We start from the raw sequence: 19,152 nt of genomic DNA on the forward strand, positions 1-19,152 counted from the left end.
ACGTCGACGCCCTCGCCCCGCAAAAGGTGTTGAGCGAGTTCGGTGACGTGGTGGAACCCGGGCCGTGACCCGTCCGGTTCTCTATGCCGCCGCCGGAGCCGGCCGGTGCGCGGCCTCGGAGGTTCCGGTGCTGTTCCATTGCGAGATCACGGGCCAGCCGTGCTCGGTGGACAGCCGGCTGACCGTTCCCGTCCCGAGCTGGAACAGGCGCCCCTCGGCCGCCGAGAGGCCGAGACGGCGAGCGGTCAGGACGCGCAGGAAGTGACCGTGGGCCACAAGGATCACATCGCCCTCGGCGAGCGCGGGTGCGACGCGGGCCAGTACCCGGTCGGCGCGCGCCGCCACCTCGTCCGGCGACTCGCCCGGGTGCTCGGGCGGCCCGGCCGGCACCCCGTCGGTCCACAGGCACCAGTCGGGGTCGGTGCGGTGTATGTCGCGGGTGGCGACGCCCTCGTAGGGGCCGTAGTCCCACTCGTGCAGATCGGGTTCGATCACGAGGTCCGTCAGACCGGCGAGTTCAGCCGTGCGTATTGCCCGGTGGCGGGGGCTGGTGAGAGTCAGAGCGAAGGTACGTCCGGCGAGCAGGGGGGCGAGGGACTTGGCCTGTTCCTCGCCCCGCTGGGTGAGCGGGAGGTCGGTCCAGCTGGTGTGCTGTCCCGACAGACTCCACTCGGTTTCGCCGTGGCGGACCAGCAGGAGGTCGCCCACGATGCACCTACTCGGCGGACTCGACGGCGTGGCCGCCGAACTGGTTGCGCAGCGCCGCGATCATCTTCATCTGCGGCGAGTCGTCCTGCCGGGACGCGAACCGCGCGAACAGCGACGCGGTGATCGCGGGCAGCGGCACCGCGTTGTCGATGGCGGCCTCGACGGTCCAGCGGCCCTCGCCGGAGTCCTCGGCGTAGCCGCGCAGCTTGTCCAGGTGCTCGTCCTCGTCGAGGGCATTGACCGCGAGGTCCAGCAGCCAGGAACGGATGACCGTGCCCTCCTGCCAGGAGCGGAAGACCTCGCGCACATCGGTGACGGAGTCGACCTTCTCCAGCAGCTCCCAGCCCTCGGCGTAGGCCTGCATCATCGCGTACTCGATGCCGTTGTGGACCATCTTCGAGAAGTGCCCGGCGCCGACCTTGCCCGCGTGGACGTAGCCGTAGGGGCCTTCCGGCTTGAGCGCGTCGAAGATCGGCCGGAGCCGGTCGACGTGCTCCTTGTCGCCGCCGACCATCAGGGCGTAGCCGTTCTCCAGGCCCCAGACGCCGCCGGAGACACCGGCGTCGACGAAGCCGATGCCCTTGGCGCCCAGTTCCTCGGCGTGCTTCTCGTCGTCCGTCCAGCGGGAGTTGCCGCCGTCGACGACCACATCGCCGGGCGACAGGAGGCTCTTCAGTTCGTCGATGACGGACTGGGTGGGGGCGCCGGCCGGGACCATCACCCAGACCACGCGGGGGCCTTCGAGCTTCTCGACCAGTTCGGTCAGGCTCTTGACGTCCGAGACGTCCGGGTTGCGGTCGTAGCCGATGACGGTGTGGCCGGCGCGGCGGATCCGCTCGCGCATGTTGCCGCCCATCTTGCCGAGACCGATGAGTCCGAGCTGCATGTCAGTTCACTTCTTCCTGAGTGTGCGGTAAGCGGCCACGAGGGCGGTGGTGGAGGCATCGAGGCCGGGGACGTGCGCGCCCTCGGTCAGCGCGGGCTCGACGCGCTTGGCGAGGACCTTGCCGAGCTCGACGCCCCACTGGTCGAAGGAGTCGATGTTCCAGACGGCGCCCTGGACGAACACCTTGTGCTCGTAGAGGGCGATGAGCTGGCCGAGGACCGAGGGGGTCAGCTCGGCGGCGAGGATCGTGGTGGTGGGGTGGTTGCCACGGAAGGTGCGGTGCGGCACCTGCGCCTCCGGTACACCCTCCGCCCGTACCTCGGCGGCCGTCTTGCCGAAGGCGAGGGCCTGGCCCTGCGCGAACAGGTTGGCCATCAACAGGTCGTGCTGCGCCTTGAGTTCGTCGCTCAGCTCGTCGACCGGGTTCGCGAAGCCGATCAGGTCGGCCGGGATCACCTTGGTGCCCTGGTGGAGCAGCTGGTAGTAGGCGTGCTGGCCGTTGGTGCCGGGCGTACCCCACACCACCGGGCCGGTCTGCCACTCCACCGGGTGCCCGTCGCGGTCCACCGACTTGCCGTTGGACTCCATGTCGAGCTGCTGGAGGTAGGCGGTGAACTTGGACAGGTAGTGGGAGTACGGCAGCACCGCGTGCGACTGGGCGCCGAAGAAATTGCCGTACCAGATGCCCAGCAGGCCCAGGATCAGCGGCGCGTTGGCCTCGGCGGGCGCGGTGCGGAAGTGCTCGTCGACGAGGTGGAAGCCGTCGAGCATCTCGCGGAACCGCTCCGGGCCGATCGCGATCATCAAGGACAGGCCGATCGCCGAGTCGTAGGAGTAGCGGCCGCCGACCCAGTCCCAGAACTCGAACATGTTGTCAGGGTCGATGCCGAACTCGGCGACCTTCCCGGCGTTCGTCGACAGGGCGACGAAGTGCTTGGCGACCGCCTTTTCGTCGCCGTCCAGCCCCTTGAGCAGCCAGGTCCTGGCGGAGGTCGCGTTGGTGATCGTCTCGATCGTGGTGAACGTCTTGGACGCGACGATGAACAGAGTCTCCGCCGGGTCCAGGTCCCTGACCGCCTCGTGCAGGTCCGCGCCGTCCACGTTGGAGACGAACCGGAAGGTCAGTGAGCGGTCGGAGTAGGCGCGCAGTGCCTCGTACGCCATCGCGGGGCCGAGGTCGGAGCCGCCGATGCCGATGTTGACGACATTGCGGATCCGCTTGCCGGTGTGGCCGGTCCACTCGCCCGAGCGGACGCGGTCGGCGAAGGCCGTCATCTTGTCGAGCACCGCGTGGACCTGGGGCACCACGTTCTCGCCGTCGACCTCGATCACCGCGTTCCGCGGGGCGCGCAGCGCGGTGTGCAGGACCGCGCGGTCCTCGGTGATGTTGATCCTCTCGCCGTGGAACATGGCGTCGCGCAGCCCGAACACGTCGGTGGCGGTGGCCAGTTCCTGGAGCAGGGCGAGGGTCTCGTCGTTGATCAGGTTCTTGGAGTAGTCGACGAGCAGGTCGCCGACGCGCACGGTGTAACGCTCGGCCCGCTCGGGGTCCCGGTCGAACATCTCACGCAGGTCCGGGTGGAGCAGCGCCCCCGCGCGGTGGTCCTCCAGGGCCGTCCACTCGGGGCGGCGGATGAGCCTGGGGTGGTCAGACATGGTGGGCGTTCTCCTTGGGGCCCTCGCCGCGCAGGGCGATGGCGTACATGTCGTCCGCGTCGAGGCGGCGCAGCTCCTCGGCGATCAGTTCGGAGGTGGGGCGCACCTTCAGCGCCATGGTGCGCGGGGGCTGGCCCGGCAGGTGAAGTGTGGCCAGCGGGCCCTCGGGGCGGTCGATGACGATCTCGCCCTTCTCGGTGCCGAGGCGTACGGCCGTGACGACCGGTCCGGCGGTGACGATCCGCTCCACGGGCACCTGGAGCCGGGTACCCAGCCAGCGGGCCAGCAGCTCGGCGGCCGGGTTCTCGGCCTCGGCCTCCACGGCCGCGGAGGTCACCTTCATACGGGCCTGGTCGAGAGCGGCGGCCAGCAGCGACCGCCACGGCGTCAGCCGGGTCCAGGCCAGGTCGGTGTCGCCCGGCGCGTACGTGTCGACCCGGGTCGCCAGCACGGCCAGCGGGTCCTCGACGGCGTACAGGTCGGTGATCCGGCGCTGGGCGAGGGCGCCCAGCGGGTCCTTGGACGGGTTGTCCGGCGCGTCCACCGGCCACCACACGACGACGGGCGCGTCCGGCAGCAGCAGCGGCAGGACCACCGAGTCGGCGTGGTCGGACACCTCGCCGTACATGCGCAGCACGACCGTCTCGCCGGTGCCGGCGTCGGCGCCCACCCGGACCTCCGCGTCCAGGTGCGACCGGGTGCGGTCGCGCGAGGTGCGGGAGTGCCGCTTGATGACGACCAGGGTGCGCGAGGGGTGCTCGTGCGAGGCCTCCTCGGCCGCCTTGATCGAGTCGTAGGCGTTCTCCTCGTCGGTCACGATGACCATCGTCAGGACCATGCCCACGGCGGGGGTGCCGAGGGCGCGGCGGCCCTGCACCAGCGCCTTGTTGATCTTGCTTGCCGTGGTGTCGGTCAGGTCGATCTTCATGGCCTGCGCCAGCTCCGTCCGTCTCGTGCGAGCATCTCGTCGGCTTCCTTCGGGCCCCAGCTGCCCGAGGGGTACTGCGCGGGCTTGCCGTGCTCGTCCCAGTACTCCTCGATCGGGTCGAGGATCCTCCAGGACTCCTCCACCTCCTCGGTGCGGGGGAACAGGTTGGCGTCGCCGAGCAGTACGTCCAGGATCAGCCGTTCGTACGCCTCCGGGCTGGACTCGGTGAACGACTCGCCGTAGGCGAAGTCCATCGTGACGTCCCGGATCTCCATCGAGGTGCCCGGAACCTTGGAACCGAACCGCACGGTCATGCCCTCGTCGGGCTGCACCCGGATGACGATCGCGTTCTCGCCGAGCTCCTCGGTGGCCGTGGAGTCGAACGGCGAGTGGGGCGCCCGCTGGAAGACCACCGCGATCTCGGTGACCCGGCGGCCCAGGCGCTTGCCGGTGCGCAGGTAGAAGGGGACGCCCGCCCAGCGGCGGTTGTCGACCTCCAGCTTGATCGCGGCGTACGTGTCGGTCTTCGACGCGGGGTCGATGCCCTCCTCCTGGAGGTAGCCGACCACCTTCTCGCCGCCCTGCCAGCCGGTCGCGTACTGCCCGCGCACCGTGTGACCGCCGAGGTCCTCCGGCAGCTTCACCGACTTGAGCACCTTCAGCTTCTCGGTGACGAGCGCCTCGGCGTCGAAGGCGATGGGCTCCTCCATGGCCGTGAGGGCCATCAGCTGGAGCAGGTGGTTCTGGATGACGTCCCGGGCGGAGCCGATGCCGTCGTAGTACCCGGCACGGCCGCCGATCCCGATGTCCTCGGCCATGGTGATCTGGACGTGGTCGACGTACGACCGGTTCCAGATCGGCTCGTACATCTGGTTGGCGAAGCGGAGCGCCAGGACGTTCTGGACGGTCTCCTTGCCCAGGTAGTGGTCGATGCGGAAGACCTGGTCCGGCTCGAACACGTCGTGCACGATCGCGTTCAGCTCGCGCGCGCTCGCCAGGTCGTGGCCGAACGGCTTCTCGATGACCGCGCGCCGCCAGGAGCCCTCCGGAGCGTCCGCGAGACCGTGCTTCTTGAGCTGCTGGACGACCTTCGGGAAGAACTTCGGCGGTACGGAGAGGTAGAACGCGTAGTTGCCATTGGTGCCCCGGGAGGCGTCCAGCTCGTCGACGGCGGACCGCAGCTGCTTGAACGCGGTGTCGTCGTCGAAGTCGCCCGGGATGAACCGCATGCCCTCGGCGAGCTGCTGCCAGACCTCCTCGCGGAACTCGGTGCGGGCGTGCTCGCGCACGGCGTCGTGCACCACCTGGGCGAAGTCCTGGTCCGCCCAGTCGCGCCGGGCGAACCCGACGAGTGAGAAGCCCGGCGGCAGCAGACCCCGGTTGGCGAGGTCGTACACGGCCGGCATCAGCTTCTTGCGGGACAGGTCGCCGGTGACGCCGAAGATGACCAGGCCGGAGGGGCCCGCGATGCGGGGCAGACGGCGGTCGCGGGCGTCGCGGAGCGGGTTGTCCCAGTCGTCGGCGGAGATCGTCTCCACGGTTGCGCCCTTCTTGGCCTCCGAAGCCTTGGCCGTGGCCTTCCCCGCCTCCGGGGCCTTGGTCTGAGCCTGCTCGGCCCCCGGGGCCTTGCTCACGGCCCCATCCTGGGCCGTCGCCTCGGCCTGTGCGGCCGTCTGTTCGGGAAGTTCCTTGCTCATTCCCCTTCGACCCCCTTGCTCTTCAGCGACGTCGTCACGGCGTCCAGCAGGTCCTGCCAGGCCACCTCGAACTTGGCGACGCCCTCGTCCTCCAGTTGCTGCACGACCTCGTCGTACGAGATCCCGAGCGCCTCGACGGCCGCGAGGTCGGCGCGGGCCTGCGCGTAGCCGCCGGTCACCGTGTCGCCCTGGACGTCGCCGTGGTCGGCGGTGGCGTTCAGCGTGGCCTCCGGCATGGTGTTGACCGTGCCGGGCGCGACCAGCTCGTCCACGTACATGGTGTCCTTGTACGCCGGGTCCTTCACGCCGGTCGACGCCCACAGCGGGCGCTGCTTGTTGGCGCCGGCGCCGGCCACGGCGAGCCAGCGCTCACCGGCGAAGACCTCCTCGTACGCCTCGTAGGCGAGCCGTGCGTTGGCGAGCGCCGCCCGCCCCTTGAGCGCGAGGGCCTCGTTGGTGCCGAGCTTCGTCAGGCGCTTGTCGATCTCGCTGTCGACGCGGGAGACGAAGAAGGAGGCGACGGAGTGGATGGCGGACAGGTCGTGCCCGGCCGCCCGGGCCTTCTCCAGGCCGGCCAGATAGGCGTCCATGACCTCGCGGTAGCGCTCCAGCGAGAAGATCAGCGTGACATTGACGCTGATGCCGAGGCCGATGACCTCGGTGATCGCCGGGAGGCCCGCCCGGGTCGCCGGGATCTTGATCATCACGTTCGGGCGGTCGACCAGCCAGGCGAGCTGCCTGGCCTCGGCGACGGTGGCCCGGGTGTCGTGCGCCAGGCGCGGGTCGACCTCGATGGAGACCCGGCCGTCCCGGCCGCCCGTCGCGTCGTACACGGGCCGCAGGATGTCGGCGGCGGCGCGGACGTCGGCGGTGGTCATCATGCGCACGGCCTCGTCGACCGTCACGCCGCGCACGGCCAGATCGGCCAGCTGCTCCTCGTAGCCCTCTCCGGAGCCGATGGCGGCCTGGAAGATGGACGGGTTGGTGGTGACGCCCACCACGTGCTTCGTCGCGACGAGTTCGGCGAGGTTGCCGGACGCGATCCGCTTGCGGGACAGGTCGTCCAGCCAGATCGAGACGCCCTCGTCGGACAGGCGCTTCAGGGGCTCCGCGACTGCGGTTGCTTCGGTCACTGTGATCATCTTCTTTCTTGCGATCTGATCAACCGCGAACGGCGGCGAGGGATTCCCGGGCGGCGGCGGCCACGTTCTCGGGCGTGAAGCCGTACTCGGCGAACAAGGTCTTGGCGTCGGCGGAGGCGCCGAAGTGCTCCAGGGAGACGATGCGTCCGTTGTCACCGACGTACCGGTACCAGGTCAGTCCGATACCTGCCTCGACGGCCACGCGGGCCTTCACGGAGGAGGGAAGGACCTGCTCGCGGTACTCGGCGGGCTGCTCCTCGAACCACTCCACGGACGGCATCGACACCACCCGGGTACCCACGCCCTCGGCCTCCAGCAGCTCGCGCGCGGCGACGGCGAGCTGCACCTCGGAGCCGGTGGCGATGAGGATGACGTCCGGGGCCTCGGTGGAGGACTCCTTCAGGATGTAACCGCCCTTCGCCGCCTCCGGGTTGGGGGCGTACGTCGGCAGGCCCTGGCGGCTGAGCGCGAGGCCGTGCGGGGCCGGCTTCGTGGAGTGCCGCTTGAGGATCTCGGCCCAGGCGATCGCGGTCTCGTTGGCATCGGCCGGGCGGACGATGTTCAGGCCCGGGATGGCGCGCAGCGAGGCCAGGTGCTCGACGGGCTGGTGGGTGGGGCCGTCCTCGCCCAGGCCGATGGAGTCGTGCGTCCACACGTACGTCACCGGGAGCTGCATCAGGGCGGACATGCGCACGGCGTTGCGCATGTAGTCGGAGAACACCAGGAAGGTGCCGCCGTAGATACGGGTGTTGCCGTGCAGCGCGATGCCGTTCATCTCCGCGGCCATCGAGAACTCACGGATGCCGAAGTGGACCGTGCGGCCGTACGGGTCGGCCTCCGGCAGCGGGTTGCCCTTCGGCAGGAACGAGCTGTTCTTGTCGATGGTCGTGTTGTTCGAGCCGGCCAGGTCGGCGGAGCCGCCCCACAGCTCGGGGACGACCGCACCCAGCGCCTGGAGGACCTTGCCGGAGGCGGCACGCGTGGCGACGGAGGTGCCCGCCTCGAAGACCGGCAGCGCCTGCTCCCAGCCCTTGGGCAGCTGACCGGCCACGACGCGGTCGAACAGCTTCGCGCGCTCCGGCTGGGCGGTGCGCCACTCGGCGATCCGCTTGTCCCAGGCGGCGTGCGCCTCGGCGCCGCGGTCCAGGGCCTGGCGGGTGTGGGCGAGGACCTCGTCCGCGACCTCGAAGGTCTTCTCCGGGTCGAAACCGAGGACGCGCTTGGTGGCGGCGACCTCGTCGGCGCCGAGGGCCGAGCCGTGGGACGCCTCGGTGTTCTGCGCGTTCGGGGCGGGCCAGGCGATGATCGTGCGCATCGCGATGATCGAGGGGCGCTCGGTCTCGGCCTGCGCCGCCTTCAGCGCCGCGTACAGCGCGTGGACGTCGATGTCGCCGCTCTCGGCGGGCTCGATGCGCTGGACGTGCCAGCCGTAGGCCTCGTACCGCCTCAGCACGTCCTCGGAGAAGGCCGTCGCGGTGTCGCCCTCGATGGAGATGTGGTTGTCGTCGTAGAGGAAGACGAGGTTGCCGAGCTTCTGGTGGCCGGCGAGCGAGGAGGCCTCCGCGGAGATGCCCTCCTCCAGGTCGCCGTCGGAGACGATCGCCCAGATGGTGTGGTCGAAGGGGGAGGTGCCCTCGGGCGCCTCCGGGTCGAACAGGCCGCGCTCGTAGCGGGCGGCCATCGCCATGCCCACCGCGTTGACGAGGCCCTGGCCGAGCGGTCCGGTGGTGGTCTCGACGCCGGCGGTGTGCCCGTACTCGGGGTGGCCGGGCGTCTTGGAGCCGTGGGTACGGAACGACTTCAGGTCGTCCAGCTCCAGCTCGTATCCGGAGAGGAAGAGCTGGGTGTAGAGGGTCAGCGAGGTGTGGCCGGGGGAGAGGACGAAGCGGTCACGGCCGGTCCACTCGGGGTCCGCGGGATCGTGTCGCATCAGCTTCTGAAAGATGGTGTATGCCGCCGGGGCCAGGCTCATCGCGGTGCCCGGGTGGCCGTTGCCGACCTTCTGTACCGCGTCGGCGGCCAGGACGCGGGCCGTGTCGACGGCTCGCCGGTCGAGCTCGGTCCATTCGAAACCGTCGTGGCTCTGCGCGCTCATTTCAAGAAGTCCTCACTGGATGGGGAATCTCTGGTGGAACGCGTTCAAACCTAAAAGTCTGACTTTTGCTGGGGAAGGTCCCCGTGTGTCAGTCTTCGGTGAAAGTGGGACATCGGCAGCAGGATCGAGACGGCGCGAGAAGGACATGGCAGACAGAACCACCCAAGACGGCGACGGGATCAGGACATACCCCTTCCCTGTCGATCTGAGCGTCTGCGGCGTCGGCATGCAGGTGGGACCCATGGATCCCGGCCGTGTCTGGCACGCCGACGGGCCGCTGGAACGCGTCCACCGCATCGACTTCCACGTGGTGATGCTCTTCAGCGGCGGCCCCGTGACGCACATGGTGGACTTCGCCGAGTACGAGGTGGGCGCCGGTGACCTCTTGTGGATCCGGCCCGGGCAGGTCCACCGCTTCTCCCGGACGAGCGAGTACCGCGGCACCGTCCTGGCCATGCAGCCCGGCTTCCTGCCGCGCGCCACGGTGGAGGCCACGGGCCTGTACCGCTACGACCTGTCGCCCCTGCTGCGCCCGGACCCGGACCAGTGCGCCGGCCTCAGGGCCTCGCTCGCGCAGCTGCAACGCGAGTACGAGGACACCACCACGCTGCCGCTGAGCCTGCACACGGCGGTACTGCGCCACTCCCTGACCGCGTTCCTGCTGCGGCTCGCACATCTCGCGGCGAGCTCGGCCGAGGCGGCCCGCCGGCAGGCCGACACCACCTTCACCCGTTTCCGGGATGCGGTCGAGAAGGACTTCGCGACCAACCACAGCGTCAGCGCGTACGCCGACGCCCTCGGCTACTCCCGCCGCACCCTGGTCCGCGCCGTCCGCGCCGCCACCGGCGAGACGCCCAAGGGCTTCATCGACAAGCGCGTCGTCCTGGAGGCCAAACGCCTGCTCGCCCACACGGACCTGCCGATCGGCCGTGTCGGCGTCGCCGTCGGCTTCCCCGACTCGGCGAACTTCTCCAAGTTCTTCCACCAGCACACGGACACGACCCCGGCGGCGTTCCGGGCGGAGCTGAGATGAGAAGAAAAGGGGGCGGGCCCTCGGCCCACCCCCCTCTCGGCGCGTGCTGTCAGTGGCCGAAGTCGAACCAGTTCACGTTCACGAAGTCGTTCGCCTGGCCGCTGGTGAAGGTGAGATAGACGTCATGCGTGCCGGTGACGGAGCTGATGTTCGCCGGGACCGTCCTCCAGCTCTGCCAGCCGCCCGTGTTGGCCACCGCGAAGCTGCCGATGGGGGAGTTGCTCCGGCTGTCGAGACGCACCTCGACCAGTCCGCTCACCCCGCTCGCCGCACCGCTCGCGACCCGGCCGTAGAACTGCTTGGCCGCCGTGGAGCCGAAGTTGACGCCCTTGTACAGGGCCCAGTCGCCGTTCGCCAGTGAGCCGATGTCCTGGCCGCCGCCGGTGTCGGTGGTGGTCTCGGTGCTCACACCGGACTGGCTGTCGTACGACTCGCCCTGGATCGCGCTGTACGCGTCCCGGTTGCCGGAGGGCGGGGTCGTGGTACCGCTCCCACCGGACTGGAGGACCTGCACGTAGTCGACGACCATCGGGTGGCCGGACTCGGTGCCGCTGTCCAGACCGCCGCCGAGCGCGTCCGGGAAGGCGCCGCCCATCGCCACGTTCAGGATGACGAAGAAGCCATGGCTCGTGGCATTGGCCCAGGTCGTCGCGTCGACCTGGCTCGACGTGACCGTGTGGTAGTTGACGCCGTCGACGTAGAAGCGGATCGCCTCGGGGCTCACCGAGCGGTCCCACTCCATGGTGTAGGTGTGGAAGCCGGACTGACACGTCGTGCCCGGACACGCCGTGTTGTTGCCGATGCCGGTGGTCTCGTTGCACGGGCCGCCCGGGTTGGTGCCGCAGTGCATCGTCGCCCACACCTTGTTCAGGCCCTGGACGTTCTCCATGATGTCCAGCTCGCCGACGCCAGGCCAGTTCTGGTAGTTGCCCCGGTAGGGTGCTCCCAGCATCCAGAAGGCCGGCCAGTAGCCCTCGGCGGCGGTGCCGGTGACGTTCGGCATCTGGAGGCGGGCCTCGACCCGCAGCTTGCCGCCGGACGGGGGCTGGAAGTCGGTGCGGGTGGTCTCGATACGGCCCGAGGTCCAGTTGCCGGCGGAGTCGCGCAGCGGGGTGATGCGCAGGTTCCCGTTGCCGTCGAGCGAGACGTTGTTCGTGCTTGACGTCATCGTCTCGACCTCGCCGGTACCCCAGTTGGCGGGGCCGCCCGGATACGAAGTCCCGGTGTCGTACTGCCAGTTGCCGGTGCTGACCCCGGAGCCGGCCGCGCCGTTGAAGTCGTCGAGGAAGACCTGGGTCCAGCCCGACGGGGGAGTGGGGGCGGAGGCGTTCGCGGGCAGGGTGACGGCCGTGGCGGCGGCCACGGCCAGACCCATGGTGCCGAGTACGGCCAGGAGTGCGCGGCGCAGGGAACGGCGTCTTGCGGGTGTGCCGGAAGTTTCGTTCATGGGCTGCCTCTTCGTACGGAGTGGGGGTGTGCGGGTGCGTCCGAGCGCCGGGGAGGTGCACGGATGGTCTTGAGAGCGCTCTCAGGCCGCGCGGCCAATGTGCTCTCCGGCACTCCAGCCGTCAAGAGGTAAAGCCGAGAAAGTCCTTTGGCCGTACGGGAGTTCAGGGGATGAAACGGGAGGCGTGCGGCGCGCTGCCGGAGAGCGCTCCCCGCCTTCCGGTCCGCTGTACGGCTGGGGCTGCTGCTGCTGCGTGTCGGTGTCCGGCGTACGGCTGGGGCTGCTGCGTTTCCGTGTCCGCCGTACGGCCGGGGCTGCTGCGTGTCCGTGTCCGTGTCCGCCGTACGGACGGGAGTTGCGTGTCCGTGTCCGCCCTACGGCCGGGAGCCGCGATTCCGTGTCCGCCGCGCGGCAAGGGCTGTTCGCAGTCCGTGTCCGTCCGACGGTGCGGTCCGTCCGCCGCGGGTGAGGGGGACCGGCTGCCCCGGTCGGCCGCTTGAGCCCGCCGCGCCCGCGCGCGACGCGCTCAGTGTGACTGCGGCTGCCATCCCAGCGCCCGCGAGATCCCCCGCGCCGCGACCCGTACCGCCGGGATCAACCCCGGCACCTGTGCTCCGAGCCGGGGCACGACGACCGACACCGCCGCCGTCACCGCGCCCTCCCGTCCGCGTACCGGGGCCGCCACCGACAGCGCGTCGTCGGTGACCTGACGGCTGCTCACCGCCACGCCAGAGCGCCGCACCTCGGCCAGCTCCCGGCGCAGTCGCCCCGGATCCGTGATGGTGTGCGGGGTGAACGCGGCCAGCGGCCCGTCGCAGTACTCCTCCTGGAACGCCTGGTCGCTGTGGGCCAGCAGCGCGAGCCCCACCCCGGTGGCGTGCAGCGGCCAGCGCGCGCCGACCCGGATGTGCACGCCGACGGCCGAGCGCCCGGAGATCCACTCGATGTACACGACCTCGGCGCCGTCGCGCACCGCCAGCTGCACGTTCTCGTGCGTCGCCTCGTACAGGTCCTCCAGGTACGGCAGCGCGACCTGCCGCAGCGCGAGCCCGCGCGGGGCGAGCGCGGCGACCTCCCACAGCCGCAGGCCCACGTGGTAGACACCGTCCGCGTCCCGCTCCAGCGCGCCCCACTCGGTCAGCGCGCCGACCAGCCGGTGCGCGGTGGTCAGGGTGAGCCCGGCCCGGCGGCTGATGTCGGTCAGGCAGAGCGCCGGGTGCGCGTGGTCGAAGGCGGCGAGCACGGCGAGCAGCCGGTCGGGCGCCGATCGTGCCGCCTGTCCCCGCACGGCGTCGGTGGTCATGGGCGCGGCGTCACCCGAGCCCGGTCTCGGCGACTTTCTGGAGCAGCGCGTGCAGGGTGTCCCGCTCGGCCGCGTCGAGTGGCTGGAGGAGGTCGTTGGTGACGCGCAGCCCGGCCTCGTCGGTGTCGCGCAGGAAGGCGCGGCCCGCCTCGGTCAGCACGACGATGCGGCTGCGCCGGTCGTCGGGGGACGGGCGACGCTCGGCGAAACCGAGCTTCTCCAGGTCGTCGACCAGGCCCACGATCGCGCTCGGGTCGTAACCGAGGGAGGTGCTCAGCTCCCGCTGGAGGGCGCCCTCGGAGGTGGCGAGGAAACGCAGCAGCGCGTAGTGGCGCAGGCGCAGGCCCGACTCCTGGAGGAAGGTGTTGAACAACTGCCCGGAACGCAGCCCGAGCCGGTACAGCAGATAGCCCGTGTCCGAGTGCAGCCCGCGCATCCACGGCTCCCGGGCGTCGATGGGGGCAGTGCCCACGGCGATTTCTGCGGCGTGCTGCTGGCCGGTGATGACGGGCTCCCTGGGCCGGGCCCCCGGACGGAGGCGGGACGTGCGTGCTTCCCCACAGCATGCCGCACAGACCGGTGGGCAACAACTATTGACGACAACAATGATTGTCCTTAGCTTCGATTTCGCAACCCGCCGCCGGTGGCCGCAGCGCAGCCGGCGGCCGACCCGTCTGGAAGGGACCCGCTCGTGCCCAGCATCGATCTCACCGGCAAGGTGGCCGTCGTCACCGGCAGCGGCCGTGGCCTCGGCCTGGCCTACGCGCACGCCCTGGCCGCCCACGGCGCCTCCGTGGTCGTGAACGACGTCGACGAGGCCGTGGCCGAGCAGGCCGTCAAGTCCGTCACCGAGGCGGGAGGCAAGGCCGTCGCCGAGGTCGTCGCGGTCGGCACCACGCAGGCCGCCGACCGGCTGGTCGCCCGCGCGGTGGAGGAGTTCGGCCGGCTCGACATCCTGGTCACCAACGCCGGCATCCTGCGGGACAAGGTGCTGTGGAAGATGACCGACGACGACTTCGACGCGGTGATCACCACCCATCTCAAGGGCACCTTCACCTGCGCCCGGGCCGCCGCCGTGCGGATGCGCGAACAGGGCGAGGGCGGCAGCCTGATCCTGGTCGGCTCCCCTGCGGGACAGCGCGGCAACTTCGGCCAGACGAACTACGCCGCCGCGAAGGCGGGCATCGCCGCCATGGCCCGTACCTGGTCGATGGAGCTGGCCCGGGCGAACATCACCGTCAACGCGATCGTCCCGGTCGCCGCCACCGCCATGACCGAGACCATCCCGGCCTTCGCCCCCTACGTCGAGGCCATGAAGAACGGCGAGCCGCTGCCCGGCTTCCTGCGCAAGGGCGAGGGCTTCGGCACCCCCGAGGACTGCGCCGCCCTCGTCCCCTTCCTCGCCTCCGAGGCCGCCCGGGGCGTCACCGGCCAGGCCATCGGCATCGGCGGCGACAAGGTGGCACTCTGGTCGCATCCGCAGGAGATCAGGGCGGCGTACGCGGACGGCGGCTGGTCCCCGGACACCCTCGCCGACGTCTGGGCCACCTCGGTAGGCGCGGAGCCGCAGACCGTCGGCATCCCGGCGCCGAAGTTCCCGGAGGCGTGATGGACATCGGCCAACTCGTCGCGATCGACGTCCACACGCACTGCGAGGTGTCCTCCCAAGGCCACTCCTCCCTGGACGACGACCTCCACGACGCCTCCTCCGCCTACTTCAAGGTCGAGGGCAAGCGGAAGCCGACCTTGGAGGAGACGGCCGCGTACTACCGCGAGCGCAACATGGCCGCCGTGGTCTTCACGGTCGACGCCGAGTCCGCGACCGGAACCGAGCCCGTCCCGAACGAGGAGATCGCCGAGGCCGCCGCCGCCAACCCGGACGTGCTGATCCCCTTCGCCTCCATCGACCCCTTCCGCGGCAAGGCGGGGGTCCGGCAGGCCCGCCGCATGGTCGAGGAGTACGGGGTGAAGGGCTTCAAGTTCCACCCCAGCATCCAGGGGTTCTTCCCCAACGACCGCTCGGTGGCGTACGACCTGTACGAGGTGATCGAGGAGACGGGCACCATCGCCCTCTTCCACACCGGCCAGACGGGCATCGGCGCCGGAGTCCCCGGCGGGGGCGGGATCAGGCTCAAGTACTCCAACCCCCTCCACGTGGACGACGTCGCCGCGGACTTCCCCCATCTGAAGATCATCCTGGCGCATCCGTCCTTCCCCTGGCAGGACGAGGCGCTCGCGGTGGCCACACACAAGCCGGGCGTTCACATCGACCTGTCCGGCTGGTCGCCGAAGTACTTCCCGCCGCAGCTCGTGCAGTACGCCAACACACTGCTGAAGGACAAGGTCCTCTTCGGCTCCGACTACCCCGTCCTCACCCCCGACCGCTGGCTCGCCGACTTCGCCAAGCTGTCGATCAAGGACGAGGTCCGGCCGAAGATCCTCAAGGAGAACGCCGCCCGAGTGCTCGGGCTGACCACACCGTAAGGGGCGTGAGATGCGCAATGAGGGACTGGGGTCGTGGCCCGCACGCCGGGCCCGCAAGACCCCGCACCGCACCGCCCTGATCCACGGGGACCGGAACATCACCTACGCGGAGCTGTACGAGCGCACCACCCGCCTCGCGCACGCGCTGCGCACCCGTGGCGTCCGCCGCGGCGACCGGATCGCCCATCTCGGCCCCAACCACCCCGCGTACCTGGAGACGCTCTTCGCGGCCGGCACCCTGGGCGCGGTCTTCGTACCGCTCAACACCCGCCTCGCCGGACCCGAGATCGCCTACCAGCTCGCCGACTCGGGCGCCAAGGCCCTCGTCTACGCGCCCTCGCACGCCGGCCTCGTCGCGGGACTCCCGGGCAGCACCGACGTCCGTACCTACGTGGAAGTGGGCCCCGAATACGAGGAGTTGCTCACCGCGGCGAGCGACGAGACGATCGACCAGCCCGTCGCCCCCGACGACACCTGCATCATCATGTACACCTCGGGGACCACGGGCCGCCCCAAGGGCGCCATGCTCACGCACGGCAACCTGATCTGGAACGCGTTCAACGTCCTCGTCGACCACGACCTCGTCGCCGACGAACGCGCCCTGGTCTGCGCCCCGTTGTTCCACACGGCCGGGCTGAACATGCTCACCCTGCCGGTCCTGCTCAAGGGCGGCACCTGCGTCCTGGTCGAGGCCTTCGACCCGGAGGCCACCTTCGACGTGATCGAACGCCACCGGATCACCTTCATGTTCGGCGTTCCCACCATGTTCGACCAGGTGGCGCGGCATCCGCGCTGGGCCCGGGCCGACCTGTCCAGCCTGCGGATCCTCACCTGCGGCGGCTCGCCCGTGCCGACCCCGCTGATCGCCGCGTACCAGGAGCGCGGGCTCACCTTCCTCCAGGGTTACGGCATGACCGAGGCCGCGCCCGGCACGCTCTTCCTGGACGCCGAGCACGCGGTGAGCAAGGCCGGTTCGGCCGGGGTGCCCCACTTCTTCAGCGACGTACGGGTCGTCCGGCCCGACCTCACCCCCGTCGACGTCGGCGAGACCGGCGAGGTCGTCGTGCGCGGTCCGCACGTCATGCCCGGCTACTGGGGACTGCCCGAGGAGACCGCGGCCGTGTTCGCCGACGGCTGGTTCCGCAGCGGGGACGCGGCCCAGGTCGACGAGGACGGATACGTGTACATCGTCGACCGCATAAAGGACATGATCATCTCGGGTGGGGAGAACATCTACCCCGCCGAGATCGAGGACCAGCTCCTCACCCATCCGGACATCGTCGAGTGCGCGGTCATCGGCGTCGCCGACGACAAGTGGGGCGAGGTGCCGCGCGCGGTCGTCGTCCCCCGCGAGGGCACCACGCTCGACCCCGACGACGTCATCGCCTCCCTCGCCGGGCGGCTCGCCAAATACAAGATCCCCAAATCGGTGGTGATCGCGGACGAACTCCCGCGCACCGCCTCGGGAAAACTCCTCAAGGCCCGTGTCCGCTCCCGGTACGGCGCGACCGACTCCCAGCCAAGGAAAACCATATGAGCATCACCGTCAACGGCCTCGACGAACTCAAGAAACTGGCCGGAAGTGACCTCGGCACCAGCGAGTGGATCGAGGTCACCCAGGAGCGGATCGACACCTTCGCCGACGCGACGGGCGACCACCAGTGGATCCACGTCGACCCGGACAAGGCCGCGGAGGGGCCCTTCGGGGCGCCGATCGCCCACGGATACCTGACCCTCTCGCTGTTCATTCCGCTGTTCACCGAACTGCTGGAGGTCGAGGGGGTGTCGACGAAGGTCAACTACGGCCTGAACAAGGTGCGTTTCCCCTCGCCGGTCAAGGTGGGGTCCCGCATCCGGCTGGTGGGAAAGCTGGCGGCCGTCGATGAGGTGCCGGGCGGAGTCCAGATCACCGTTGACGGCACCATTGAGATCGAGGGCGGCGCGAAGCCTGCCGCCGTTCTGCAGAGCCTGTCGCGCTTCTACACCTGACAGGTGGGTTCCCCGCGCCCCATGAGGGGCGCGGGGAACTGCGCGACCAGCCACCGACGGCCCGCGGATTTCGTACCGCGTCACCAGTGAAGCGCTCAGGCGCTCGCCACGTCCACGAACACCGGGTTCGAGTAGAACCACGTGTCGGCCCACGGGTCACCGTTGCCGGGCTCGTGCGGGACCGGGCCGTGCGGGTCGACCGAGGCGCCGAGATAGCCCGCACCGTGCCGGTTGCCGTCGCTGCCGCGCAGCCGGACGTAGAAGGACTCGTCCCCGGCGGTCAGCGGGATGCGCAGGGTGTACGTCCCCGTCCGGCCCGTCACGTCCGCCGTGTGGACGACCTGGGTGCCGGGCGCCCGCCACGCGTCCCGGTCGGCCACCGGGCCCCGCACCGCGCCCCTGATGACGTCCACGTGCGCCAACGCGGGAAGGATCCCTTGCGGGTTGGGCCGCGAGGCAGACGTCACCGTCACATACAGCGTGAGCCTCTCGCCCTTGCGCACCCGCAGCCGGCCGCCGAGCGTGACGCCGCGCCCCGAGTCGCAGTCCCGCCCCAGCCGCACGTCGAGCCCGTCGAGCAGATGCCCGTGGTCGAGCCAGACCCGGCCCGCGCGCAGGCCCGCCATCACCGCCCGGTAGCCGTAGCGGGTGACACCGACGTGGGTGCGGCTGAACTGGCCGGGCCAGAAGTCGCTCCCCGGCTGCGGGGTGTCGGTGTCGACCGGGTCGGGCAGCTTGCCGGTGTTGTCGAAGTTCCGGCCGGGCGGCCAGTCGCCGTTCTTCCAGGTGTCGAAGACGATCCGGTGGGCGTCGGAGTTGGTGGTGATGGAGAACAGCCTGCCCTCGGCGAGCAGGGAGTCCCACAGGCCGCCGACGGTGGCGGTCGCCCAGTCGAAACCGCCGTAGGTGAGATAGGCGTCCGCCGGGTACCCCGCCCAGGAGTTGGCGGACGGCTTGTTCTCGTACTCGCCGCGGATCGACGTCGCGCCGCGCCGGCCGGGGAGGGCCGCGCCCTGGGCGCCGGGCGCCCCCTCCATGCCGATCATGATCTCGGGTGCCGCGTCCCGCCAGTTGCGCATCTCGTGCGGGGAGTCGATGCCCAGGCGCATGGGGTGGTTGGCGAGGACCAGTACGTCGTCGACGTAGCCGGTGCGGCGCTGCTCGGCCAGCCACTGGATGGCCTTGACCGCGTGAGCCTCGTTGCGGGCCGTGTTCGCGTTGTCAGGAGCGCCGTCGGTGTAGCCGAGCAGCTTGCCGTCGTAGTCACTCTCGAACCGCGTGAGGAGGTCCACCTCGTGCGGCCCGGGCGCGGCGAAGACCGTGCAGTGCTCGGCGGCCGGGATGTACCACTCCAGCCCCTGGAAGATGAGCTGGCGCGGGTTCTCGGCCCGCGCCTTGAGGATCTCCTCGTGCTCCAGCGGGGCGCCGTACTTGGCGTGCCCGAAGTTGGAGTGCTCGGTGAACACCATCCAGTCGAGGCCGTATTCGGCACCCGCGGCGGCCAGCTGGGAGAACGTGTACTTCGCGTCGTGGCTGTAGACGGAGTGGATGTGGTGGTCGCCGACGAGGTAGGCGAGGCGGGGATCGTCGCCGCCGAAGCCCCGCTGCGCGGCGACCGCGGGTGCAGCGGCCGAACCGAGGGTGAGGGCCGCGCCGAACAGTCCGGCACGACGCAGGAGTTGGCGACGGGAGACGCCCTGGGCGTCGAGGGCGGCGGGGGAGACGGACGGGTCGGCCCAGGCGGGCAGCTGCTGCTCGGTCATGGCTCTCTTTCGAAAATTCCG

16 protein-coding genes are annotated in these 19,152 nt (G+C 70.3%); 5 read left to right on the forward strand and 11 right to left on the reverse strand.

Annotated elements, in window-relative coordinates:
• Positions 1-81: 81 nt before the first annotated feature.
• The 7 genes from Q2K21_RS13790 to tkt are packed head-to-tail and all read right to left on the reverse strand — an operon-like array spanning position 82 to position 9,112.
• On the reverse strand, positions 82-708 hold the full coding sequence (locus Q2K21_RS13790; RefSeq protein ID WP_310770442.1) for a histidine phosphatase family protein: 627 nt from the start codon (positions 706-708) through the stop codon (positions 82-84).
• 7 nt (positions 709-715) lie between these two features.
• Positions 716-1,594: a phosphogluconate dehydrogenase (NAD(+)-dependent, decarboxylating) gene (gene gnd / locus Q2K21_RS13795; RefSeq protein ID WP_310770444.1), complete on the reverse strand. Its 879-nt coding sequence runs from the start codon at positions 1,592-1,594 to the stop codon at positions 716-718.
• A gap of 6 nt (positions 1,595-1,600) precedes the next feature.
• Entirely contained in the window at positions 1,601-3,250 is a 1,650-nt protein-coding gene (gene pgi, locus Q2K21_RS13800) for a glucose-6-phosphate isomerase (RefSeq protein ID WP_310770446.1), read from the reverse strand.
• Positions 3,243-4,178 (reverse strand): glucose-6-phosphate dehydrogenase assembly protein OpcA, encoded by a 936-nt coding sequence (gene opcA / locus Q2K21_RS13805; RefSeq protein ID WP_310770448.1) that lies wholly within the window; start codon positions 4,176-4,178, stop codon positions 3,243-3,245. The genes pgi and opcA overlap by 8 nt, the downstream gene beginning before the upstream one ends.
• Positions 4,175-5,875 (reverse strand): glucose-6-phosphate dehydrogenase, encoded by a 1,701-nt coding sequence (zwf, locus tag Q2K21_RS13810; RefSeq protein ID WP_310770450.1) that lies wholly within the window; start codon positions 5,873-5,875, stop codon positions 4,175-4,177. Before zwf ends, opcA begins: the two co-directional genes overlap by 4 nt.
• Positions 5,872-7,017, reverse strand: coding sequence for a transaldolase (gene tal, locus Q2K21_RS13815; RefSeq protein WP_310770452.1), 1,146 nt, complete (start codon positions 7,015-7,017; stop codon positions 5,872-5,874). The genes zwf and tal overlap by 4 nt, the downstream gene beginning before the upstream one ends.
• A 19-nt stretch (positions 7,018-7,036) precedes the next feature.
• Positions 7,037-9,112: a transketolase gene (gene tkt, locus Q2K21_RS13820; protein WP_310770454.1), complete on the reverse strand. Its 2,076-nt coding sequence runs from the start codon at positions 9,110-9,112 to the stop codon at positions 7,037-7,039.
• A gap of 145 nt (positions 9,113-9,257) precedes the next feature.
• Here tkt and Q2K21_RS13825 point away from each other — a divergent pair, with 145 nt between their 5' ends.
• Positions 9,258-10,145: a helix-turn-helix domain-containing protein gene (locus Q2K21_RS13825; protein ID WP_310770456.1), complete on the forward strand. Its 888-nt coding sequence runs from the start codon at positions 9,258-9,260 to the stop codon at positions 10,143-10,145.
• Between the two features lie 49 nt (positions 10,146-10,194).
• On the opposite strand, the gene Q2K21_RS13830 is transcribed toward Q2K21_RS13825, so the two are convergent.
• The 3 genes from Q2K21_RS13830 to Q2K21_RS13840 form a co-directional block, all read right to left on the reverse strand.
• Positions 10,195-11,592, reverse strand: coding sequence for a glycoside hydrolase family 16 protein (locus Q2K21_RS13830; protein ID WP_310770458.1), 1,398 nt, complete (start codon positions 11,590-11,592; stop codon positions 10,195-10,197).
• A gap of 526 nt (positions 11,593-12,118) precedes the next feature.
• On the reverse strand, positions 12,119-12,895 hold the full coding sequence (locus Q2K21_RS13835; protein ID WP_310770460.1) for an IclR family transcriptional regulator: 777 nt from the start codon (positions 12,893-12,895) through the stop codon (positions 12,119-12,121).
• A 10-nt stretch (positions 12,896-12,905) separates the two neighbouring features.
• Positions 12,906-13,367, reverse strand: a complete 462-nt coding sequence (locus Q2K21_RS13840; RefSeq protein WP_310770462.1) for a MarR family winged helix-turn-helix transcriptional regulator — start codon at positions 13,365-13,367, stop codon at positions 12,906-12,908.
• A 219-nt stretch (positions 13,368-13,586) separates the two neighbouring features.
• Between Q2K21_RS13840 and Q2K21_RS13845 the strand changes: the two genes are divergently transcribed.
• From Q2K21_RS13845 to Q2K21_RS13860, 4 genes are read left to right on the forward strand one after another with little or no spacing between them, the layout of a single operon-like run.
• Positions 13,587-14,504, forward strand: coding sequence for an SDR family NAD(P)-dependent oxidoreductase (locus tag Q2K21_RS13845; protein WP_310770465.1), 918 nt, complete (start codon positions 13,587-13,589; stop codon positions 14,502-14,504).
• Entirely contained in the window at positions 14,504-15,379 is an 876-nt protein-coding gene (locus Q2K21_RS13850; protein ID WP_310770467.1) for an amidohydrolase family protein, read from the forward strand. The genes Q2K21_RS13845 and Q2K21_RS13850 overlap by 1 nt, the downstream gene beginning before the upstream one ends.
• Before the next feature lie 10 nt (positions 15,380-15,389).
• A complete protein-coding gene (locus tag Q2K21_RS13855; RefSeq protein WP_310770469.1) occupies positions 15,390-16,916 on the forward strand; it encodes an acyl-CoA synthetase in 1,527 nt (508 codons plus the stop codon).
• Positions 16,913-17,368, forward strand: a complete 456-nt coding sequence (locus Q2K21_RS13860) for a MaoC family dehydratase (RefSeq protein ID WP_310770471.1) — start codon at positions 16,913-16,915, stop codon at positions 17,366-17,368. Before Q2K21_RS13855 ends, Q2K21_RS13860 begins: the two co-directional genes overlap by 4 nt.
• A 95-nt stretch (positions 17,369-17,463) precedes the next feature.
• On the opposite strand, the gene Q2K21_RS13865 is transcribed toward Q2K21_RS13860, so the two are convergent.
• Positions 17,464-19,131 carry a PHP domain-containing protein gene (locus Q2K21_RS13865; protein WP_310770473.1) on the reverse strand — a complete coding sequence of 556 codons (1,668 nt, stop codon included), beginning with the start codon at positions 19,129-19,131 and terminating at the stop codon, positions 17,464-17,466.
• Between the last annotated feature and the right edge of the window lie 21 nt (positions 19,132-19,152).

It is taken from the genome of Streptomyces sp. CGMCC 4.7035 (genome assembly GCF_031583065.1).
GTDB lineage: Bacteria > Actinomycetota > Actinomycetes > Streptomycetales > Streptomycetaceae > Streptomyces > Streptomyces yaanensis.

What these genes read in the sequence shown, in the direction of transcription:
- gnd (WP_310770444.1), bottom strand. Translation starts at nt 1,594, where the DNA reads ATGCAGCTCGGACTCATCGGTCTCGGCAAGATGGGCGGCAACATGCGC.
- pgi (WP_310770446.1), bottom strand. Translation starts at nt 3,250, where the DNA reads ATGTCTGACCACCCCAGGCTCATCCGCCGCCCCGAGTGGACGGCCCTG.
- opcA (WP_310770448.1), bottom strand. Translation starts at nt 4,178, where the DNA reads ATGAAGATCGACCTGACCGACACCACGGCAAGCAAGATCAACAAGGCG.
- zwf (WP_310770450.1), bottom strand. Translation starts at nt 5,875, where the DNA reads ATGAGCAAGGAACTTCCCGAACAGACGGCCGCACAGGCCGAGGCGACG.
- tal (WP_310770452.1), bottom strand. Translation starts at nt 7,017, where the DNA reads ATGATCACAGTGACCGAAGCAACCGCAGTCGCGGAGCCCCTGAAGCGC.
- tkt (WP_310770454.1), bottom strand. Translation starts at nt 9,112, where the DNA reads ATGAGCGCGCAGAGCCACGACGGTTTCGAATGGACCGAGCTCGACCGG.
- Q2K21_RS13825 (WP_310770456.1), top strand. Translation starts at nt 9,258, where the DNA reads ATGGCAGACAGAACCACCCAAGACGGCGACGGGATCAGGACATACCCC.
- Q2K21_RS13830 (WP_310770458.1), bottom strand. Translation starts at nt 11,592, where the DNA reads ATGAACGAAACTTCCGGCACACCCGCAAGACGCCGTTCCCTGCGCCGC.
- Q2K21_RS13835 (WP_310770460.1), bottom strand. Translation starts at nt 12,895, where the DNA reads ATGACCACCGACGCCGTGCGGGGACAGGCGGCACGATCGGCGCCCGAC.
- Q2K21_RS13850 (WP_310770467.1), top strand. Translation starts at nt 14,504, where the DNA reads ATGGACATCGGCCAACTCGTCGCGATCGACGTCCACACGCACTGCGAG.
- Q2K21_RS13855 (WP_310770469.1), top strand. Translation starts at nt 15,390, where the DNA reads ATGCGCAATGAGGGACTGGGGTCGTGGCCCGCACGCCGGGCCCGCAAG.
- Q2K21_RS13860 (WP_310770471.1), top strand. Translation starts at nt 16,913, where the DNA reads ATGAGCATCACCGTCAACGGCCTCGACGAACTCAAGAAACTGGCCGGA.
- Q2K21_RS13865 (WP_310770473.1), bottom strand. Translation starts at nt 19,131, where the DNA reads ATGACCGAGCAGCAGCTGCCCGCCTGGGCCGACCCGTCCGTCTCCCCC.